Consider the following 19,289-nt stretch of genomic DNA (forward strand, 5'->3'; position numbering starts at 1 on the left):
GGAATTCTATGTCATTTTATGAGGATCGTTTCATGCACCGCCCGCTTAAAGGCCGCTCTGCACTTGCTCTTCTGTTTGCCTGCGCCATTGCAACAGGTGCTGCCGCCCAACAGGCCCCGAATGCGGCAGCTTCGGCCCCGGCAGCCCCCTGCGGCGGCGATCTCTCTGCCTTCCTCGATGGTGTCAAGAAGGACGCTATCGCAGCCGGCGCCAGCGCCGAAGCAGCAGACGAGGCGCTTGCCGGCGCTCAGATCGATCCCAAGGTTCTGAGCCGCGACCGTGCCCAGGGCGTCTTCCGCCAAACTTTTCTGGAATTCTCGCAGCGCACCGTCAGCCAGGCCCGCCTCGACATTGGCCGCCAGAAGATGAAGCAATATGCCGATGTCTTCGCCCGCGCCGAGCAGGAATTCGGTGTCCCCGCCGGCGTCATCACCGCCTTCTGGGCGATGGAAACAGATTTCGGCGCCGTGCAGGGCGATTTCAACACGCGCAACGCGCTGGTGACGCTCTCCCATGACTGCCGCCGCCCGGAACTCTTCCGCCCGCAGCTGATCGCCCTCATCGAGATGGTGCAGCATGGCGACCTCGACCCGCAGACCAACACTGGTGCCTGGGCCGGTGAAATCGGCCAGGTGCAGATGCTGCCGCGCGATATCATCGCCTATGGCATGGATGGCGACGGCGACGGCCATGTGCGCCTCAAGCAGAGCGGCCCGGACGCGATCCTGACGGCTGCCAAGTTCATCCAGCATCTCGGTTTCGAGCGCGGCCAGCCCTGGCTGCAGGAAGTCACCGTGCCAGATAACCTGCCCTGGGAAAAGTCGGGCCTCGGCGGCACGATGACGGCAGGCGAATGGTTCAACCTCGGCGTCAAGCCCCGCGACGGCAACATCGCCTTCGCCAATCTCGAAGGCGATCTCGTGCTGCCGCAGGGCCGCCTCGGACCGGCCTTCATCGCCTATCCCAACTTCAAGATCTATCTCGAATGGAACAAGTCGTTCATCTATACGACCTCCGCCGCCTATTTCGCGACGCGACTCTCTGGCGCTCCGACCTATCAGAAGGGCACGCCTGAGCAGGGCCTTTCCAACGACGAGATGAAACAGCTGCAGACGAAGCTCGACTCGCATGGCCACGATGTCGGCGAGATCGACGGCATCCTCGGCTCCGGCACCCGTATCGCGATCCAGAAGGAACAGCTCCGCCTTGGTATGCCGGCCGACGGCTGGGCGACCCCTGCCCTGCTCAACGCTCTCTGATCCCTTACAATTGCCGTTTCGCTACCCGGCCGCATGAATCGGGTGGCGCCTCCCCGCCGATTGGTTAAACCTGCCGGCAAATGAGAGGATCGGCATGGAACAGAGAATGAGCGCATTGACCTGGGGGCTTCTTGCCCTCCTCGGTCTGATCTGGGGCGGCTCCTTCTTCTTCGCGCGCATCGCCGTTGCCGAGGTGCCGCCGCTTACCCTCGTCTTCCTGCGCCTCTCAATCGCAGCCCTTGCGCTGCATATCTACATCGCCGGCCGCTTCGGCATCTATCCGCTGCTGAAGAGGCGATGGCGTGAATTCCTCATTCTCGGCATCCTCAACAATGCCCTGCCCCATGCGCTGATCTTCTTCGGTCAGACGCGCATCGGCGCGGGCCTTGCCTCCATCCTCAACGCCACGACGCCGATCTGGACGGTGCTGATCGCCAATTATTTGACATCGGACGAAAAACTTTCCTCGGCGAAGATCATTGGCTGCCTCACGGGCCTTCTCGGCACAGTCGTCCTCGTCGGCCCGAGCATTACCAGTAGTCACGACCAGCCCCTCTGGGCGCTCCTCCTGCCCGTCATCGCCGCTGTCTCCTATGGATTTGCGGCGACCTACGGCAAACGGTTCAAGGGCGTGGTGCCACCCGTGATCGCCGCCGGTCAGATGACGGCATCCTCGCTCGTGGCCCTGCCGCTGTCGCTCATCATCGACCGCCCCTGGGCGATTGCCATGCCGTCAATCGATTCCATTGCAGCCATTCTGGCAATTGCCGTACTGTCCACCGCCTTCGGCTATATTCTCTATTTTCGTATTATGGCGGCGGCAGGCGCGACCAACACCTCGCTGGTGACGTTGCTCGTTCCGCCGAGTGCGATCCTGCTTGGCTTCCTCTTTCTCGGCGAGCGGCTGGAAATGACTGACATTGCCGGCATGGCGCTGATCGGCGCTGGGCTCGTCATACTCGACGGCCGCCTTTATCGCCGCTCACGCGCCATAGCCTGAAAGGATTATGCTGCAACGCGCCATTCTTCCACCAAAAGCATGAATCCACACTATCGGTTTGTAACGAATCGTTAAATTTTGAGAGCGAGATTTTCTAAATATATTTCAGTGGCTTGGAGCCTTGCTGAAAGACTTGTCCACCGGCCTCTTCGGCAGCGCAGCACAAGAAGCGCTTCCCAACTAACACATTTCCGACATATTGTTAGCAGGTTAACGCGAGGAGGCAGACATGGGACTTACGCAATCCTTGAATGTCCTGTTGGTCAGTGCAGCGTTCGCTTTCGTCTTGTCCATGCTCTTCATTTGAGCCCAGGCAAAGCGTAAAGACTGAAATACCGAACTCCTGAAACAATCAGCCCCAGCTATTGAAAAGCGCATGTCCCCACCGGACATGCGCTTTTCCCTTGTCTATGGAACGGTAGGATCAGGCGGCCGCACCGGCACTTCTGGCTGTCTGGCGCGAGAAGCCGAGATTATCGAGAACGGCCGAGACCAGCGGCGCGCGGTTCATCGTATAAAGATGGAATTCGTGCAGACCTCGGCGGACGAGATCTTCGATCTGCTCGGCTGCAACATCAGCGGCGATCTTTGCTCGCTCCTCCGGCTTGTCTTCATATCCGGCAAAGCGCTCATCGAGAAAGGACGGGATGACCGTGCCGCAGGCGCCGGCAAAGCGCTTAAGCTGCGTCAGGTTCTGGATCGGCATGATGCCCGGCACAACAGGGATCCTGACACCGGCGGCACGCACCTTTTCGAGATAGCGCTCGAAATTGTCGTTATCGAAGAAAAACTGTGTCAGCGCGCGGTCCGCACCGTTGTCCGCCTTGCGCTTCAGCATGTCGATATCAGCCGCCTGGTCGCGGCTTTCTGGATGCTTTTCCGGATAGGCCGAGACGGAGATCTCGAAATCGCCGATCTCCTTGAGGCCGGCAACCAGTTCAGCGGCGTTGGCGTAACCGCCCGGATGCGGCTGGTATGGCGCACCGACGCCGCCAGGCGCATCACCGCGCAGCGCGACGAAATGCGTGACGCCTGCATTCCGGAAGCTGTCGACCACCTGATGCGTCTCCTCCTTCGTGGCGCTGACGCAGGTCAGATGCGAGGCGGTGGCAAACGGCGTGTCGGCCAGGAAGCGGGTGACTGTCGAGAGCGTCGGCGCCTTCGTGGTGCCGCCGGCGCCATAGGTCACCGAAACGAATTCCGGGTTCCAGTCCTGCAGATCGCGGACAGTGTCCCAGAGCTGGCCCTCCATCTCCTGGGACTTCGGCGGGAAGAACTCGAAGGAGAATATGATATCGCGGCGGGGGGCGTCGTTCTTTTTCTGGGGCATTTATTCTCTCCCGGCAAATGTAGGTACAGCGCCTTCGCTCTCCAGCGAAGCCATGAGGCGCCTCGGATCACGTGCGAGCCAGACGGTGACCGTGAGGCCCTTCTCGCCCTGCTGACCCGGATGAAGGTCGACGACCTGCTCTATATCGAGCCCGGCCCTGCGCACCCAGTCCGACATGGCCTGATGCGAAAAGCCGAGACGGACATGGGCATGTTCGTCGCGAAGATATTCGAGATTGTGCGGCGCCAGATCGATGACAACAAGACGCCCGCCCGGCCGCAGCATGCGCGCGGCCTCGGTAATGGCGATTTCAGGCTGATCGAAGAAGTGCAGCACTTGATGGATCGTCACCAGATCGAAGTCCTGCCCCTCGAACGGCAGGTTCAGGATATCGGCATGTCGCACCGACGCCGTCGTAATATGGGCCTTGTCGAGATTGGCGCGCGCAACACTCAGCATGTCGCGGCTGGCATCCACGCCGATCGCCCGGCGATAACGGCCGGCGAGAAGCTCCAGCATACGGCCGGTGCCGGTGCCGAGGTCGAGCAGGGAATCGATTGGGTTGGCGCCAAGCAGCTTGATGACGGCGGCATCCACCTCCTCGTCTGCGGCATGAAGCCGGCGGAGCTCGTCCCATTCGGCGGCGTTGCGGCTAAAATAGGCCTGGGCGCGTTCAGCGCGCTGGCGCTTGACGGAAGCCAGGCGCTCGCCGTCGCGCTGCACGACCGGATCATTTTCGGAGACATGCTTCAGCAGATTTCGCACGAGCGCGGCAGCCTTGCCTTCATGCGCGAGCCGGAAATAGGCCCAGGCACCCTCCTGATAGCGGTCGATCAGTTCCGCCTCACCAAGCAGCTTCAGGTGCCGGGAGATGCGGGGCTGGGATTGGCCGAGAATTTCGGTAAGATCGGTCACAGTGAGATCACCAGCCGCCAGCAGCGCCAGCAGCCGCAGGCGCGTCGGCTCGCCGGCCGCCTTCAAGACGTCCACCAGCGCATCCAATCCAAGCCTCAAGGGTTCACCCATATCCTACCCAATCAAGATATAAAGATATCTTTATGTGATTTGGATAGCTGAGGCAAGCGACATTTTACTGATTTGCGAACTTGCCTGTGGTGATAACGACAGCAAACATCGAAAAGCCCCGGACCAGCCGGGGCTTCGAAAGGCATGTTAAACCAGTTAGCGCGTCAGGCGCTTATGAGCTTGGCTGCCCGGGTTCAGCGCATCGGGGCCGAGGCGGCGGATCTTGTCCTGCTCGTAATCCTCGAAGTTGCCTTCGAACCATTCGACATGACCCTCGCCTTCGAAAGCGAGGATGTGGGTGGCCAAACGGTCGAGGAACATGCGATCGTGGCTGATGATGATGGCGCAGCCGGCGAAATTTTCGAGCGCGCTTTCGAGCGCACCCAGCGTTTCCGTATCAAGGTCATTGGTCGGTTCGTCGAGCAGCAGAACGTTGCCGCCGGCCTTCAGCATCTTGGCAAGGTGAACGCGATTTCGCTGACCACCCGAAAGGTTGCCGACCTTCTGCTGCTGATCGCCGCCCTTGAAGTTGAAGGCGCCGCAATAAGCGCGCGAGTTCATGTCGAACTTGCCGAGCTTGATGACTTCGGCGCCGCCGGAGATTTCTTCCCAGACGGTCTTGTTGCCGTCGAGTGCATCGCGGCTCTGGTCGACATATCCGAGATGCACGGTCTCGCCGATACGAATCGAACCACTGTCGGGCTTTTCCTGACCGGTGATCATCTTGAACAGTGTCGTCTTGCCGGCGCCGTTCGGGCCGATGATGCCGACGATGCCGCCCGGCGGCAGCTTGATAGACAGATCGTTGATCAGCGTGCGGCCTTCAAAGCCCTTGGTGATGCCTTCCATCTCGATGACCACCTGGCCGAGGCGCTCGCTGACCGGGATGATGATCTGCGCGTCACCAGGACGCTGCTTCTCGGCAGCCTCGACCAGCTGTTCGTAGGACTTGATACGCGCCTTGGACTTGGCCTGACGGGCTTTCGGGCTGGAAGCGATCCATTCCTGTTCGCGGCTGATCGCCTTCTGACGGCCGGCTTCTTCGCGGTTTTCCTGCAGCATGCGCTTGGCCTTCGCCTGCAGGTAGGCCGAATAGTTGCCTTCGTAAGGAATGCCGCGGCCGCGGTCGAGCTCGAGGATCCAGCCGGTGACGTTATCCAGGAAGTAGCGATCGTGGGTGATCATCATCACGGCGCCTGGATAGTCGCGCAGGTGCTTTTCGAGCCAGGCGATGGTTTCGGCGTCCAGATGGTTGGTCGGTTCGTCGAGCAGCAGCAGGTCGGGCTGCGACAGAAGCAGGCGGCAGAGCGCGATACGACGGCGCTCACCACCCGACAGCGTCGTGACATCGGCGTCGCGCGGTGGGCAGCGCAGGGCTTCCATCGCCATCTCGACTTGGCTTTCCAGATCCCATAGGTTCTGGCTGTCGATGATGTCCTGAAGCTTCGCGCCCTCTTCCGCCGTCTCGTCGGAATAGTTCATCATCAACTCGTTGTAGCGATCGACGATTGCCGTCTTGGAGGCAACGCCTTCCATGACGTTTTCGAATACGGTCTTGTTCGGATCCAGCTTCGGCTCCTGTTCCAGGTAACCAACTGTCGCACCCTCAGCGAGCCAGGCTTCGCCGGTATATTCCTTGTCCTGGCCGGCGATGATGCGCAGCACGGTGGACTTACCGGCGCCGTTCGGACCCAGGATACCAATCTTGGCATCGGGATAGAAAGAAAGGTGGATATTCTCGAGGATCTTCTTATTGCCATAGGCCTTGTTGAGGCCGGACATATGATAGATGAACTGGCGTGCCATGCTGGGATGCTCCGGACGGAAACTTGAAATCGTGGCCGCTATGTAGGCGAAACCACGCCCGCGGGCAACGCCGAAACCCTGTTTCGTCAGGATTTCGGCATGTTTCCATCAGAAGCCGGCGGCATCCACAATGCCTTCGTCGCAGCCGAAGGACGTCTGCCCTGCCCCTTGGATGAGGCCACCGAGGCCCTTCTCCTTCGCTTGAGCCGAAACGGCATCCTGCGAAAGCCCGATCGTCAGTTCACTGATCACGCGCTTGTTGCCGACGCGCCGGCAGCTCATCTTCACACGGTCGCTGGCACCAGCGCCGAAGCTCTTGTCGAACGCCGCCTTGATCGCATCTGATTTCAGCGTCTTGCCAACATTGGCGGCAAAGAGGTCGCGCACGGCCGAAGCATTGAGATCGCCCATAAGATAAATGGCGGTGGCGAAATAGTCGTCCGCGCTCATCTTCGTGCAGGTACCGTGCTTGATCCATTCATGCCGCTCGAGCGCCGATTGCGTCCCAGGCATCGCCTTGTCGAGCGCGCTCTTCGTCTCGGTCGAGAGGGTCACCGCCGGCAGGCTCGTCCATTGGCCGTCCTTGTCGGCGGTTTTCTGGTCGGCAGGTACGCCGCAATAATCCTGCCGCATCGGCCACAGGCCATGGAGAGAAAAGTTGGTGGCGTCATAGCGCTCGCCGCTCTGGCTGGCACACTCCGCCTTCTTCTGATTGGTCTGGCAGAACGCTGGCTGCCAGCTCGCCGCAAGAATGAAGCGTGTGCGCCCGCTTTCCTGCGCGGATACGGAACCGGCGGCAGATAACGAGAGGAATAGGATGGAAATCGACAGGAAAAGCTTGCTCATAAACAGCCTCGACAAAAGAACAATACAGGAACAAACAAGCACGAAGCCAACGATTTCGCAACCCTGAATCGCGAAGAAATCAATTTTCGCATGTATGCCGGACCAGGAAATATTGCATTGCTCGGGTATCTGGTCTTTTTGGGCGCAGGAGGAAGGCATGGTTTTCGAGACATTGCGGCTTCAAAGCGCGGAAGCTTCGCTTGCCTATCATCACCAGCGTCCAGAGGGGCACGCGCGGGCTATCCTGATGATTTCGCACGGGCTTGCCGAGCATTCCCGCCGCTATCAGCGCTTTGCTGAAGCCATGGCGGCAGGAGGTTATCACGTCTATGTGCATGATCATCGCGGCCATGGCGAGACAACCGCAGCCGATGCGCCGCTCGGCCGCTTCGCGAGACGGGACGGCATCGACCGTGTCATCAACGATATCGCTGCCATGCACGACTTTGCCACGACCCGCGACCCCGGCCTGCCCGTCATCCTGTTCGGCCATTCGATGGGCGGCCTGATCGCACTCAATGCCGCCGCCGAACTTCCCGGCCGGTTCGCAGCCCTTGCCGTCTGGAATTCGAACTTCGCGGTTGGTCTTTCCGGCCGCGTCGCACAGGCGATCCTGCTTGCCGAGCGCATGCTGAAAGGCTCCGATGTGCCGAGCGACATGCTGCCGAGGCTGACATTTTCCGCCTGGGGCAAATCCATTCCCGATCACCGGACGGGATTCGACTGGCTGTCACACGATCCGGATAAGGTCGATGCCTATATTGCCGATCCGCTCTGTGGCTTCGATGCGTCCATATCGCTCTGGCTCGATGTCTTCGCCCTCACCTTTCGCGGTATCGAGAAAGGGCGGCTCGATATTCTGCCGAAGGACATGCCGATCCATCTGTGCGGCGGTGGCAAGGACCCGGCAACCATCAATGGAAAAGCCGTGCTGTGGTTGTCAAAGCGTTTGAAAAGCCAAGGCTTCTCCCGTATCAGCACCCAGATATATCAGGACATGCGGCATGAAACGCTGAACGAGATCGGCGCGGAAGCGGCAATTGCGGATTTCGCCCACTGGTGCGATGAAGCGATCCGCACGGTCCGGAGCGAAAGGACCCTGAGATGACGAGCACGACTTCCACACGCCATCCCGCTGCCTCCGAGGTGACGCTCGGCCTGCTTTTCATGCTGCTCTCGGTGCTGATCTCGCCGCTGATCGACATCTTCTCGAAGCTCGCGACGGCAACGATCTCGTCGACGGAAGTCGCCGGCTTCCGTTTCGTCATCCAGTCGCTGACCATGCTGCCTTTCGTATTTCTGCGTGGCGCCAGAATCCGGCTTTCGCTGAAGCAGAGCTGCTATCATGCCATCCGCGGTGCGATGGTCACCACGTCGATGATCTGCTTCGTCACGACGCTGAAGGTCATGGCGGTTGCCGATGCGATCGCCATCTTCTTCGTCGAGCCGATCATCCTGACGATCCTTGGCAGCATCTTTCTGAAGGAAACCATCGGCTGGCGGCGCTACAGCGCCTGCGCCGTCGGTTTCCTGGGCGCCATGCTGATTATCCAGCCCAGCTTTGAAGAGGTCGGCTATATTGCCCTGCTGCCCGTCGTCAGCGCCTTCTGCATCGCCGTCTTCGCGCTGATGACGCGGGTGCTCTCGCATCGGGAGGATCCCTGGGCCATGCAGTTCCAGACCGGCCTCTGGGGCATCTTCTTCTGCGCCGTCATCCTGTTCTTCGGCTACGGCAGCGGCTCCGACATCATCGATACGGTAATGCCCGATCTTCCGGCCTTCGGCTACCTGCTCGGTACGGGCATTGCCGCTGCAATAACAGGCATTCTCGCGGCTTACGCCTATCGCGCCGCCCCGGCCTCGACGCTGGCACCATTGCAATATCTTGAAATCGTCTCAGCCACCGTCTTCGCCTGGCTGGTCTTCGCCGATTTCCCTGATGCGTTGAAATGGCTCGGCATCCTCATCGTCATCGCGTCGGGCCTCTATATCATCTGGCGTGAGCGGCGCTTTGCTTCCAAACCCGTATCCGATACATCTGAGGCAACGCGGGCGCCCTAAAATCCGCCGCCCGCACGGAGTTTGCGAGGAACTTGGGAGGAAGATGACGCAAGACGTGAAGAAGAAGCCGCCGCTTGCCGGCATCAGGGTCATCGAGCTTGCGCGCGTGCTGGCCGGCCCATGGGCGGGGCAGATGCTGGCCGATCTCGGCGCCGATGTCATCAAGGTGGAAAACCCTGACGGTGGCGACGACACCAGACACTGGGGACCGCCCTTCGTCGAGGGCGCGGATGGAGAAAACCTCTCTGCCGCCTATTACCACTCGACCAATCGCGGCAAGCGGTCCATCACCGCAGACCTAAAAAGCAAAGAAGGCCAATCGCTGGTGCGCCGCCTCGTCGCCACCGCTGATGTGCTGATCGAGAATTTCAAGCTCGGCGGCCTTGTCAAATTCGGGCTCGATTACGAAAGCCTGAAAGCAATCAATCCGCGTCTCGTCTATTGCTCCATCACCGGCTTCGGCCAGACCGGCCCCTACGCCAGTCTCGCCGGCTACGACTATATCGTCCAGGGCATGTCGGGTTTTATGTCGATAACGGGTGAACCGGATGGACAGCCGATGAAAGCGGGTGTCGCGATTGCCGATATCTTCACCGGCATCTATGCGGTCTCAGCGATCGAAGCCGCCCTCATCCATGCCCTAAAGACGGGCGAAGGCCAGCTGATCGACATGGCGCTGCTCGATGTGCAATCGGCAGTGCTCGCCAACCAGAACATGAATTACCTGGTGTCCGGCCGTGCCCCAGTCCGGCTCGGCAACGCTCACCCGAACATATCGCCGTACGAGGTGGTGCCCACAGCTGATGGTTATCTCATCCTTGCCATCGGCAATGATGGCCAGTTTCGTCGTCTCTGCACGATCCTTGGCCTCGTCATCGGCGATGATGAAAACTTCGCGACCAACAAGGCCCGCGTCGCCAACAGAGACGCAGTTCGTCGGATGGTCTCAACCGAAACGCTGAAATGGCAAAAAGCGGATCTGCTCAAGGCCTGCGAGGACAATGCCGTGCCAGCCGGCGCCATCAATACGATCGAGGAAATGTTTGCCGATCCGCAGGTCAAGGCGCGCGGCCTGCGGGTTGATCTGCCGGATGCGGCGGGCACGATGATCCCCGGCGTGCGTACGCCGGTAGTGCTGTCGGAAACGCCGCTGCGATACGAGCGGCCGAGTCCGCGTCTGGGGGAACACAATGACGAGGTTCTGGCCGAACTTGTACAATGGGAGAGGAAGACATCGCCATGAGAAGGAGGGGGCCATGAGAAGGAGGGAGCCATGAAGAGGACAGGCGGGCAATTGATCGTCGAGGCGCTGAAGGCAAACGGCGTAAAACGTCTCTCCTGTGTACCGGGAGAGAGCTTCCTCGCCGTGCTTGACGCCCTGCATGACACCGATATCGACGTGATCGTCTGCCGTCAGGAAGGCGGAGCCGCGATGATGGCGGATTGTTGGGGCCGGCTGACCGGCGAACCCGGCATCTGCATGGTCACCCGCGGCCCCGGCGCCACCAATGCCTCTGCCGGCCTGCACATTGCCCGGCAGGATTCAATCCCGATGATCCTCTTCATCGGCCAGGTGCAGCGGGATGCGCGCGAGCGCGAAGCCTTCCAGGAGGTCGAGTTCCGCCGCGCCTTCACCGAATTTGCCAAATGGGTCGGCGAGATCGACGATGCCGCCCGCATCCCGGAATTCGTCACCCGCGCTTTCGCGATCGCCACATCAGGCCGCCCCGGCCCGGTCGTGTTGACGTTGCCCGAGGACATGCTGCGCGACGAGGTCGAAGCGCCCCGCGCCAGGCGCTACACCCGCGTCGATGCCCATCCCGGCCGCAGCCAGATCGATGATCTCTACCTGCGCCTGTTGAAGACCGAGCGGCCGATGATCATCCTCGGCGGCACCCGCTGGGATGCCGATGCCGTCGCCGATTTCCAGAGTTTTGCCGAGCGCTTCAGCCTGCCGGTCGGCTGTTCCTTCCGCCGCCAGATGCTGTTCGATCACCTGCACCCCTCCTACGCCGGCGATGTCGGTATCGGCATCAATCCGGCGCTCGCCAAAGAGATCAAGGAAAGCGACCTGCTGATCCTGCTCGGCAGCCGCATGTCGGAAATGCCCTCATCAGGTTATACGCTGCTCGATATCCCCTACCCGGCCCAGTCACTCGTTCACATTCATCCGGATCCGTCGGAACTCGGCCACGTCTACCGCCCCGATCTTGCGATCTGCGCCAGCCCTGCCGATCTCGTCGCAGCGCTTGCCGATCTCGAAGCGCCGGCAGAACCGCGCTGGGCCGAACGCACCGAGCGCATGCATCAGGCTTATCTCGTCTGGTCGAAACCGCCGGCGACAGGGCCTGGCGCGGTGCAGATGGGGCCGATCATGGAATGGCTGGAGGCCAATACGAAGCCGGACACGATCTTTACCAATGGCGCCGGCAACTACGCCACCTGGGTCCATCGCTTCCACCGCTTCCGCCGCTTCAATACCCAAGCCGCCCCAACCTCAGGCTCCATGGGCTACGGTCTGCCGGCCGCGGTTGCCGCCAAGCAGCTTTTTCCAGAAAGGGAGGTCATTTGCTTTGCCGGCGACGGCTGCTTCTTGATGCACGGACAGGAATTTGCGACCGCCGTGCGCTACGACCTGCCGATCATCGCAGTCGTGGTCAACAACGGCATTTACGGCACGATCCGCATGCATCAGGAGCGTGAATATCCAGGTCGCGTCAGCGCCACCGACCTCACCAATCCGGATTTTGCAACCCTTGCCCGCGCTTATGGCGGCCACGGCGAGACGGTGGAAAAGACCGACGAATTCGCTCCGGCCTTCGAGCGGGCGCGCGACAGCGGCAAACCGGCGATCATCGAAATCAAACTCGATCCCGAGGCAATCACGCCAACGCGTACTCTCTCGGAAATCGCCCAAACAAAAAGCCGGTGAATACGTGAACTAACCCAGTTCACACCTCACCGGCTTTGATTGGTCGCTTTTAAGCGCTCTTAGTCGAGAGCGGCCGTGACGATGAACTCGACCTTGTACTTGGGCGCAGCGAGCTTGGCTTCGCTGGTGGCGCGGGCCGGCGGGTTTGCCGGGTCGATCCAGCCTTCCCAGACGGCGTTCATCTCGCCGAAATAGGCGATATCGGAGAGATAGATGATCGTCTGCAGGATCTTCGACTTGTTGCTGCCGGCAGCGGCCAGCAGCCGGTCGACTTCGCCGAGTGCCGACTTGCACTGATCGGTAACGCTTTCGCCTTCGCCGACCTGGCCTGCGAGATAGACCGTGTTGCCGTGGATGACGGCGCCGCTCATGCGGGCGCCGATGTCGATACGCTTGATGCTCATCGTGTTCTCCTGTTCATTAAATGAAAGACGCCGCTTAAGGCGGCGTCATATTGGACCGGGTAAGGCCGGATCAGGCGCGAATGTGGTGCGTCTTCTGATAAATCGCCGTGGAGCGTGCGCCGGAGCGGCAGTAGCCGAGCATCGGGCGTTCGAATTCGTCGAGCGCATCGACCATGCCCTGCACGGCTTCCTCGGTCACGCCCATAGGTCCAACCGGCACATGGGTGATATCGAGACCGATTTCCTTGGCGCGGGCTTCGATGACGGCAAAGGGCGTCTGATCCGGGCTTTCGCCATCCGGACGATGGCAGACGATGGACTTGAAGCCGAGCGCCTTGATCTGGTCGAGATCCTCTACCGAGATCTGGCCGGAAACGGAGTATTCATCGTCGATCTGGCGGATATCCATCGTCTCAATCTCCTCAAAATGGTGGGCTGAAGGTCTACGACGCGTCCTGTCAAGCGTCAACATGTCTTCGCGGAACGCTCCTTCATTAGACGAATGCAAAGCGCAGGCCGTAGCTGCGGCTTTCCCCCGGCTTCAGCCAGTTAAATTCGCCAGCAGCCTCCAGTTCATCGCGCGACACCCAGCGATGCGACACGGGCTCGATCCCGATAATATGCGCCGGCGCCTTCTGGTTCCGCCAGATCTGCAGATGCGGCAGCGTATCGGCGCGGAAGCGCACCCGCAGCGTCTTGCCGTTGATTGCCGCGATCGGCCCGAGCCGGATTTCGGCAAAACCATCCTCTATGGCTGGAGCCTCGACGCAGAAGATGCCGCCCGGCTCCTCACCGAAGGCCCAGGGGAAACCAGCGCCCTCCAGCATCTTTCCTTCGAGCCGCGTTCCCGCGTCCAGCCATTTGCCGCCGATGTTCATATGGTACATCAGAAAGGTCGACACCGTTTGGTCGCCCATATTGACGACGCGGTCCTCGAGCGAAACCTCGCCGCTTGCCCCGTCGATCCGCCACAGCCGCTCGATACGCTGTGGCACCCCCTCGACGGTGGTCACATCAATGTCGGCGCGGCATTCGGCATTACCGTTTTCGAACTTCGTCCAGAACACCTTGGCCGTGTGGCCGGAAGCAGAACCGTGCAGCGGATAGATCTTGCCATCCGTGCCGGGAATTGGTTGCCGATGACGGATATGATCGGGACCGCAAGTAAAAAGGAAGCCTTCGAGCGAATGATCGATTCGCGGATCGCCATCGTCAGGTATGGCGCGCTTGGGCGCGATATCGATGCCCTCGACGACGCAGCCGCCGATATCCAGTACCGATCTTTCATCCAGCATCAGGCGCGGCCCGCGCGCCGCGGCAAATTCGATCATCGCTTGTCCTCCCGGGAATCTTGGCTGCCATAGGGTTAGGTGGTGCCGCCACCCTCGTCAATCGAGGGCGAAACGGCGGCAGACAACAGCGCAGCGGCGACTTCACGGGAACGTCATTTTCGCGCAAGCGTTTAAGAGTAAACGCGAAATACTGCTGTTTTTATCTTTTGTTCAGCACGGCTTAAGAAATTCCACACTAGCGTCAAAATTCGCAGGTGTGTGTCTGCCGAGCCACTGATCGAGGTGTGAGACGTGAATCGCTTTTTGAAATCGGCCCTTTCCCTTTCGGCCATGTTTTTGACGCTCGCTGGCGTCACGCCGCAGGAGGCTGATGCGCAGCAATATGGCCGCAACAGAAGCGATATCGTACTGGTGACCCCGAGCGGCGAAATTCTCGACTACGTCCCGTCGGGCCGCGGCTTCGTCTATGCCCATGATTATCGCGGCAACCGCGTGTTGATCGATCGTTACGGCAATATCGTCGCCACCGAAATGCGCGCCCGCGGCTATTACTCGCCGCGCACCAACCAGGAAGTCTATAACGACGCCGACAGCAACGATCCCTATTACCCTGATGGCAACAGCTACGGCGACACACGCTATTCCGAACGCGGCCCGGTCACCGGCTCCATACCGCAGGATGCTGCCATCGAGCGACGGCAGCTTGAGGATCAACCCTATCCCGGCGACCAGCAGGGTCAGGACGACTACGCAGCGGTAGAGCCCGACCAGCAGTTTCCGCCGGCCGATCAGCCCCGCCAGGCACCGCAGGAACCTGTCATCACGCTCAAGGACAAGTCTAAGCCCGAGATCGTTGCCCTCCAGGTCTTTCTCGATCGCGCCGGCGTTTCGCCCGGCGTCATCGATGGCCATATGGGCTCCAACGTCACCAAGGCCATCTATGCCTATGAGCAGATGACAGGGACCAAACTCGATCCGAACAATACGGATGCGATCCTGGAAGAACTGCGCATGAATGGCGGCCTACCGGTCGTCAACTATACGATCACGGATGCGGATGCGGCCGGTCCCTACGTCGCACAGATCCCGGAAGATTATTCGCAGAAGGCGCTCTTGCCGTCCCTCGCCTACACCTCAGTCACCGAAGCGCTCGCCGAACGTTTCCACATGGACGAGAACTTCCTGAAGGAAATGAACCCAGGCGCTGATTTCACCATTCCGGGCACCGTCATCAAAGTCGTCAATCCCGGCGGGAACAAGGCCGGCACTGTTGCAAAGATCCTCGCCGACAAGGGCCGCAAGCAGGTTTTCGCCTATGACGACGCCGGCAACCTCGTTGCCGCCTACCCCGCCTCGATCGGCTCCACCGACACGCCCTCTCCGTCAGGTACGGTGACAGTCGAGCGCGTCGCCTTCAATCCAGGCTACACCTATAATCCGAAGATCAATTTCCAGCAGGGCGCCAACGACAGGATCCTCGACATCCCGCCAGGCCCGAATGGCCCGGTCGGTACGGTCTGGATGGCGCTTTCCAAGCCCACCTACGGCATTCACGGCACGCCCGACCCCTCCAGGATCGGCCGCACCCAGAGCCATGGCTGCATCCGGCTGACGAACTGGGATGCGACGGAGCTTGCCAAGATGGTGAAACCCGGCGTGACGGTCGAGTTCGTCGATTAACGAAGTCTATTCGCCCGATGTCTCGGCCGCGCGTTATCCCGACTGGAGAGGCAGAGCAGTTCCACCTGCTCGTTATCACAAACAGAAAATGCCCCGACACAGGTCGGGGCATTTTTCATTGAATATTACGATCAGGCAGCGCTGAGCATCGCGTTTGCCAGCCGCACCGCGACCGGGAGCCGGCCCGGCACCTTGCGGGTGATTTCTTCAGCGAAACAGAACGCGTTTTCTCGAGCCTTGTCGAGGTTGCTGACGCGCATCGGGTCCATCGTATGCAGCGTGCCGCCGCAATCGAAGATGTCGCGGAAGGCCGAACGCTCGATGATCGCCGTATCGAGAACCGGCACGTGACGCTCATTCAACAGCGCCTTGACGAGCTGCAGAGCACGGGTGGTGACCATGGAATTGACGCGGGTGAGCACGACCGAATGGCCGATTTTGATACCCGCCTTCTCCTCCAGATACTGCAGAAGTTCGAGAACCTGGGCGCCGCCGCGTGCATCCATGGCGCAGCCCTGGATCGGGATCAGCACATGGTCGGAGAGACCGACGGCCGTTGCCAGCAGCGGATTGCGCGCGCCCGGCAGGTCGATGATGAAGTAATCGGTATTCTGCTTGTTTTCGCTGATGTGCTGCGGCAGCGAGGCGGTCGTTACGAAGTCGATGACGCTGATGTTGGGCACATGGCCGGAGATTTCGTGCCAGCGCGAAATCCAGTGTTGCGGATCGGCATCGAGGATGGTGACCCGGTAGCCCTGACGGGCAAGTTCGGTGGCAAGCAGGAGAACGGCTGTGGTCTTGCCGGCGCCGCCCTTGGTATTTGCGAATGTGATGACTGGCATATTCTTAATCCTCGAAGGGAAATGGCGCGAGCCGGCATCGCTCGTTGTTAATCGCACTGTCGGAGCATCGTGCGGTTAACCCATCCTTTCCAATCGTGGTTAACAAACTGTTAAACGGACCCGCTGAAATTGCGGCCTGCATTTTTCACATCATCAAAAATAAAGATGCCCTAAAACCCGGAAAGCAACAAAAAAGCCCGGAAAACCTCAGTTTTCCGGGCCAGCTATTGGGTCCGCCTTTATCTGTTCAGAAGCAACCTCTGAACAGGGTCTTGGTATTTTCGAGCGTCATTGCAACCGGATTGCCACCAGCACTCGGATCTTCGATCGCCATTGCCGCCAGTTCATCGATCCGGTCGGGGGTGATTCCCATCACCGTCAGATTGTCTGGGACGTTGAGCTCGGAACGCAGCTTCAGCACGTAATCATAAAAACCGTCGAAACCGCCTGAAATTCCGAGATAGGCAGCGGCACGCGCGATCTTCTCTTCGATGGCCGAGCGGTTGAAGCGCAGGACAGCCGGCATTACGACGGCATTGGTCATGCCGTGATGGGTATTGTAAACCGCGCCGATCGGATGCGAGAGCGCATGGATGGCACCGAGCCCCTTCTGGAAGGCGACAGCACCCATGGCAGCTGCCGACATCATGTTGGCGCGGGCTTCGAGATCCGTGCCTTCCTTATAGGCGCGCGGCAGGAATTCCTTGACGAGACGCATGCCTTCCAGCGCGATGCCGGCCGACATCGGGTGATAGAAGGGCGAGGAATAGGCTTCCAGGCAGTGCGCGAAGGCATCCATGCCGGTGCCGGCCGTGATGATCTTCGGCATGCCGACCGTCAGTTCCGGATCGGCGATGACGACGCCCGGCAGGAACTTCGGATGGAAAATGATCTTCTTCACATGCGTCACCGAATTGGTGATGACGCTGGCGCGGCCGACTTCAGAGCCGGTGCCGGCTGTCGTCGGCACGGCAACGATCGGCGCAATACCTTCAACGTTCGCCCGTGTCCACCAGTCGCCAATATCCTCGAAATCCCAAACAGGACGCGTCTGGCCGACCATGAAGGCGACGCATTTGCCGAGATCGAGGCCAGAGCCGCCGCCGAAGGCGACCACGCCGTCATGGCCGCCGTCGCGGAAGGCCTTGATGCCGGCTTCGAGGTTCTTTTCATTCGGGTTCGGATCGACATCAGCGAAGATCGCCCGGCCAAGGCCGGCATCTTCGAGAATATCGAGTGCGTTCTTGGTGATCGCCATTGAGGCGAGGCCGCGGTCGGTGACGAGCAGCGGCTTCTTCATGCCGAGGCTCTTGCAGGCGTCTGCGAGTTCCTTGATGCGTCCGCGGCCGAGCTTTACGGCTGTCGGATAGCTCCAGTTGGCGGTGATGTTGGCGCTGCTCATGCTGTAACCTTCTTGAGATGGTAGGATTTCGGGCGCGTCAGATTGTGGAAGCCGATGATCGACAGCGAGCCACCACGGCCGGTTTCCTTGACGCCGGTCCAGCACAGAGCCGGATCGAGATAGTCAGCACGATTCATGAATACCGTGCCGGTTTCGATTTCGCGGCCAAGCCGCCCTGCCCGCTCCGCATCCTTGGTCCAGAGCGAGGCGGTTAGCCCATACTGACTGTCGTTCATCAGCGCCAGGGCTTCATCGTCGTTCCTGACCTTCATGATGCCGACGGCAGGGCCGAAGGTTTCTTCACGCATGAAGGCCATGGAGTGATCGACATTGACGAGGATCTGCGGGGCGAGATAAGCGCCGCCGTCATCGGCCGGAAAGAGCTTCGGATCGACCAGCGCCTTGGCGCCCTTGGCAACTGCATCGGCGATCTGCTCGCGCACCACCTTGGCGAAACGCTTGTTCGCCATCGGTCCGAGCGATGTTTCCGGATCAAGCGGATTGCCGAGTTTGTAGTTCGACACCCAGGCCACCGACTTTTCGACGAAAGCGTCATAGAGCGATTCATGTACATAGATGCGCTCGATGCCGCAGCAGCACTGGCCGGAATTATAGGTCGCGCCATCCATCAGCGTATCGACGGCAGCGTCGAGATCGGCATCCTCCATCACATAGCCCGGGTCCTTGCCGCCGAGCTCCAAACCAAGACCGGTGAAAGTTCCGGCCGCAGCCCGCTCCATCGAGCGGCCGCCTTCGACCGAACCGGTGAAATTGACGAAGTTGAAACTGCCGGCCGCAATCAGGGCCGAGGTCGTTTCGTGATCGAGGAAGACGTTCTGGAACACATCCTCGGGAATACCTGCCTCGACGAAGGCCTGCACCAGCCGTTCGCCGACCAGCAGCGTCTGCGAGGCATGCTTGAGTACGACGGCGTTGCCCGCCATCAGCGCCGGAGCGATCGTGTTGATCGCCGTCATATAAGGGTAGTTCCACGGCGCGACGACGAAGACGACGCCATGCGCTTCGCGCTCGATACGGCGCTCGAACTTGTCGCTCTCTTCGACGACGAGCGGCGCCAGAGCGTCGGCTGCGATCGAGGCGACATAATTGGAGCGCTCGTTGAAGCCGCGATATTCACCGCCATACTTGACCGGCCGGCCCATCTGCCAAGCAAGCTCGGGCACGACGACATCGGACATCTCGTTGAGACGGGCAACACCCTTCAGCACCAGTTGGACGCGCTCTTCGAGCGGACGCTTGGCCCAAGCCTTCTGTGCCTTGCGCGCACGCGCCACGGCTTCCTTTGCCGCTTCGAACGAAAGCGCCGGACGCTCCGCGTATACAGAGCCGTCAATCGGCGAAATGCATTGGATCATTGTCATGATCTGAATCCTGTTTTCTTCTAACCG

At 60.3% G+C, this 19,289-nt stretch carries 17 protein-coding genes; 7 read left to right on the top strand and 10 right to left on the bottom strand.

Annotation, left to right across the window (positions count from 1 at the left end; translation table 11 throughout):
* Positions 1 to 32 precede the first annotated feature (32 nt).
* Both FHT92_RS12295 and FHT92_RS12300 read left to right on the top strand, forming a co-directional pair.
* A complete protein-coding gene (locus FHT92_RS12295) occupies positions 33 to 1,259 on the top strand; it encodes a lytic murein transglycosylase (RefSeq protein WP_183825337.1) in 1,227 nt (408 codons plus the stop codon).
* 94 nt (positions 1,260 to 1,353) lie between these two features.
* Positions 1,354 to 2,259, top strand: a complete 906-nt coding sequence (locus FHT92_RS12300) for a DMT family transporter (RefSeq protein ID WP_183825340.1) — start codon at positions 1,354 to 1,356, stop codon at positions 2,257 to 2,259.
* A 424-nt stretch (positions 2,260 to 2,683) separates the two neighbouring features.
* On the opposite strand, the gene metF is transcribed toward FHT92_RS12300, so the two are convergent.
* The 4 genes from metF to FHT92_RS12320 form a co-directional block, all read right to left on the bottom strand.
* Positions 2,684 to 3,589 (bottom strand): methylenetetrahydrofolate reductase [NAD(P)H], encoded by a 906-nt coding sequence (metF, locus tag FHT92_RS12305; RefSeq protein ID WP_183740811.1) that lies wholly within the window; start codon positions 3,587 to 3,589, stop codon positions 2,684 to 2,686.
* Complete coding sequence (locus FHT92_RS12310) at positions 3,590 to 4,615, bottom strand: metalloregulator ArsR/SmtB family transcription factor (protein WP_183740813.1); 1,026 nt, start codon at positions 4,613 to 4,615, stop codon at positions 3,590 to 3,592. It lies immediately after the preceding gene.
* Positions 4,616 to 4,771: 156 nt separating this feature from the next.
* Positions 4,772 to 6,421: an energy-dependent translational throttle protein EttA gene (ettA, locus tag FHT92_RS12315; RefSeq protein WP_183825343.1), complete on the bottom strand. Its 1,650-nt coding sequence runs from the start codon at positions 6,419 to 6,421 to the stop codon at positions 4,772 to 4,774.
* 108 nt (positions 6,422 to 6,529) lie between these two features.
* Entirely contained in the window at positions 6,530 to 7,267 is a 738-nt protein-coding gene (locus FHT92_RS12320) for a ribonuclease T2 family protein (protein WP_183740817.1), read from the bottom strand.
* Positions 7,268 to 7,424: 157 nt separating this feature from the next.
* Here FHT92_RS12320 and FHT92_RS12325 point away from each other — a divergent pair, with 157 nt between their 5' ends.
* From FHT92_RS12325 to FHT92_RS12340, 4 genes are read left to right on the top strand one after another with little or no spacing between them, the layout of a single operon-like run.
* Positions 7,425 to 8,375, top strand: coding sequence for an alpha/beta fold hydrolase (locus FHT92_RS12325; protein WP_183825346.1), 951 nt, complete (start codon positions 7,425 to 7,427; stop codon positions 8,373 to 8,375).
* The gene (locus tag FHT92_RS12330) at positions 8,372 to 9,328 is read left to right on the top strand and encodes a DMT family transporter (RefSeq protein WP_183740821.1); all 957 of its coding nucleotides are present in this window, start codon (positions 8,372 to 8,374) and stop codon (positions 9,326 to 9,328) included. The genes FHT92_RS12325 and FHT92_RS12330 overlap by 4 nt, the downstream gene beginning before the upstream one ends.
* Positions 9,329 to 9,371: 43 nt before the next feature.
* Positions 9,372 to 10,571 (top strand): CaiB/BaiF CoA-transferase family protein, encoded by a 1,200-nt coding sequence (locus FHT92_RS12335; protein WP_183825349.1) that lies wholly within the window; start codon positions 9,372 to 9,374, stop codon positions 10,569 to 10,571.
* Positions 10,572 to 10,601: 30 nt separating this feature from the next.
* Entirely contained in the window at positions 10,602 to 12,260 is a 1,659-nt protein-coding gene (locus FHT92_RS12340; protein ID WP_183825351.1) for a thiamine pyrophosphate-binding protein, read from the top strand.
* Between the two features lie 59 nt (positions 12,261 to 12,319).
* On the opposite strand, the gene FHT92_RS12345 is transcribed toward FHT92_RS12340, so the two are convergent.
* The 3 genes from FHT92_RS12345 to FHT92_RS12355 form a co-directional block, all read right to left on the bottom strand.
* Positions 12,320 to 12,664, bottom strand: a complete 345-nt coding sequence (locus FHT92_RS12345; protein ID WP_183740828.1) for a RidA family protein — start codon at positions 12,662 to 12,664, stop codon at positions 12,320 to 12,322.
* A gap of 70 nt (positions 12,665 to 12,734) precedes the next feature.
* The gene (locus FHT92_RS12350; protein ID WP_183740831.1) at positions 12,735 to 13,073 is read right to left on the bottom strand and encodes a TIGR01244 family sulfur transferase; all 339 of its coding nucleotides are present in this window, start codon (positions 13,071 to 13,073) and stop codon (positions 12,735 to 12,737) included.
* An 85-nt stretch (positions 13,074 to 13,158) separates the two neighbouring features.
* Positions 13,159 to 13,995 carry a DUF4432 family protein gene (locus FHT92_RS12355; protein WP_183825354.1) on the bottom strand — a complete coding sequence of 279 codons (837 nt, stop codon included), beginning with the start codon at positions 13,993 to 13,995 and terminating at the stop codon, positions 13,159 to 13,161.
* Between the two features lie 252 nt (positions 13,996 to 14,247).
* On the opposite strand from FHT92_RS12355, the gene FHT92_RS12360 reads away from it, so the two are divergent.
* Positions 14,248 to 15,636, top strand: coding sequence for a L,D-transpeptidase (locus FHT92_RS12360; protein ID WP_183825356.1), 1,389 nt, complete (start codon positions 14,248 to 14,250; stop codon positions 15,634 to 15,636).
* A gap of 131 nt (positions 15,637 to 15,767) precedes the next feature.
* On the opposite strand, the gene FHT92_RS12365 is transcribed toward FHT92_RS12360, so the two are convergent.
* From FHT92_RS12365 to FHT92_RS12375, 3 genes are all read right to left on the bottom strand, one after another.
* Positions 15,768 to 16,478, bottom strand: coding sequence for a ParA family protein (locus FHT92_RS12365; protein ID WP_183825359.1), 711 nt, complete (start codon positions 16,476 to 16,478; stop codon positions 15,768 to 15,770).
* Between the two features lie 247 nt (positions 16,479 to 16,725).
* Positions 16,726 to 17,880: an iron-containing alcohol dehydrogenase gene (locus FHT92_RS12370; RefSeq protein WP_183825362.1), complete on the bottom strand. Its 1,155-nt coding sequence runs from the start codon at positions 17,878 to 17,880 to the stop codon at positions 16,726 to 16,728.
* Positions 17,877 to 19,262 carry an aldehyde dehydrogenase family protein gene (locus tag FHT92_RS12375; protein WP_183825365.1) on the bottom strand — a complete coding sequence of 462 codons (1,386 nt, stop codon included), beginning with the start codon at positions 19,260 to 19,262 and terminating at the stop codon, positions 17,877 to 17,879. Before FHT92_RS12375 ends, FHT92_RS12370 begins: the two co-directional genes overlap by 4 nt.
* Positions 19,263 to 19,289 lie beyond the last annotated feature (27 nt).

This window comes from Rhizobium sp. BK377, from assembly GCF_014193935.1.
Taxonomy (GTDB): domain Bacteria; phylum Pseudomonadota; class Alphaproteobacteria; order Rhizobiales; family Rhizobiaceae; genus Rhizobium.

What these genes read in the sequence shown, in the direction of transcription:
- FHT92_RS12295 (WP_183825337.1), top strand. Translation starts at nt 33, where the DNA reads ATGCACCGCCCGCTTAAAGGCCGCTCTGCACTTGCTCTTCTGTTTGCC.
- FHT92_RS12300 (WP_183825340.1), top strand. Translation starts at nt 1,354, where the DNA reads ATGGAACAGAGAATGAGCGCATTGACCTGGGGGCTTCTTGCCCTCCTC.
- metF (WP_183740811.1), bottom strand. Translation starts at nt 3,589, where the DNA reads ATGCCCCAGAAAAAGAACGACGCCCCCCGCCGCGATATCATATTCTCC.
- FHT92_RS12310 (WP_183740813.1), bottom strand. Translation starts at nt 4,615, where the DNA reads ATGGGTGAACCCTTGAGGCTTGGATTGGATGCGCTGGTGGACGTCTTG.
- ettA (WP_183825343.1), bottom strand. Translation starts at nt 6,421, where the DNA reads ATGGCACGCCAGTTCATCTATCATATGTCCGGCCTCAACAAGGCCTAT.
- FHT92_RS12320 (WP_183740817.1), bottom strand. Translation starts at nt 7,267, where the DNA reads ATGAGCAAGCTTTTCCTGTCGATTTCCATCCTATTCCTCTCGTTATCT.
- FHT92_RS12325 (WP_183825346.1), top strand. Translation starts at nt 7,425, where the DNA reads ATGGTTTTCGAGACATTGCGGCTTCAAAGCGCGGAAGCTTCGCTTGCC.
- FHT92_RS12330 (WP_183740821.1), top strand. Translation starts at nt 8,372, where the DNA reads ATGACGAGCACGACTTCCACACGCCATCCCGCTGCCTCCGAGGTGACG.
- FHT92_RS12335 (WP_183825349.1), top strand. Translation starts at nt 9,372, where the DNA reads ATGACGCAAGACGTGAAGAAGAAGCCGCCGCTTGCCGGCATCAGGGTC.
- FHT92_RS12340 (WP_183825351.1), top strand. Translation starts at nt 10,602, where the DNA reads ATGAAGAGGACAGGCGGGCAATTGATCGTCGAGGCGCTGAAGGCAAAC.
- FHT92_RS12345 (WP_183740828.1), bottom strand. Translation starts at nt 12,664, where the DNA reads ATGAGCATCAAGCGTATCGACATCGGCGCCCGCATGAGCGGCGCCGTC.
- FHT92_RS12350 (WP_183740831.1), bottom strand. Translation starts at nt 13,073, where the DNA reads ATGGATATCCGCCAGATCGACGATGAATACTCCGTTTCCGGCCAGATC.
- FHT92_RS12355 (WP_183825354.1), bottom strand. Translation starts at nt 13,995, where the DNA reads ATGATCGAATTTGCCGCGGCGCGCGGGCCGCGCCTGATGCTGGATGAA.
- FHT92_RS12365 (WP_183825359.1), bottom strand. Translation starts at nt 16,478, where the DNA reads ATGCCAGTCATCACATTCGCAAATACCAAGGGCGGCGCCGGCAAGACC.
- FHT92_RS12370 (WP_183825362.1), bottom strand. Translation starts at nt 17,880, where the DNA reads ATGAGCAGCGCCAACATCACCGCCAACTGGAGCTATCCGACAGCCGTA.
- FHT92_RS12375 (WP_183825365.1), bottom strand. Translation starts at nt 19,262, where the DNA reads ATGACAATGATCCAATGCATTTCGCCGATTGACGGCTCTGTATACGCG.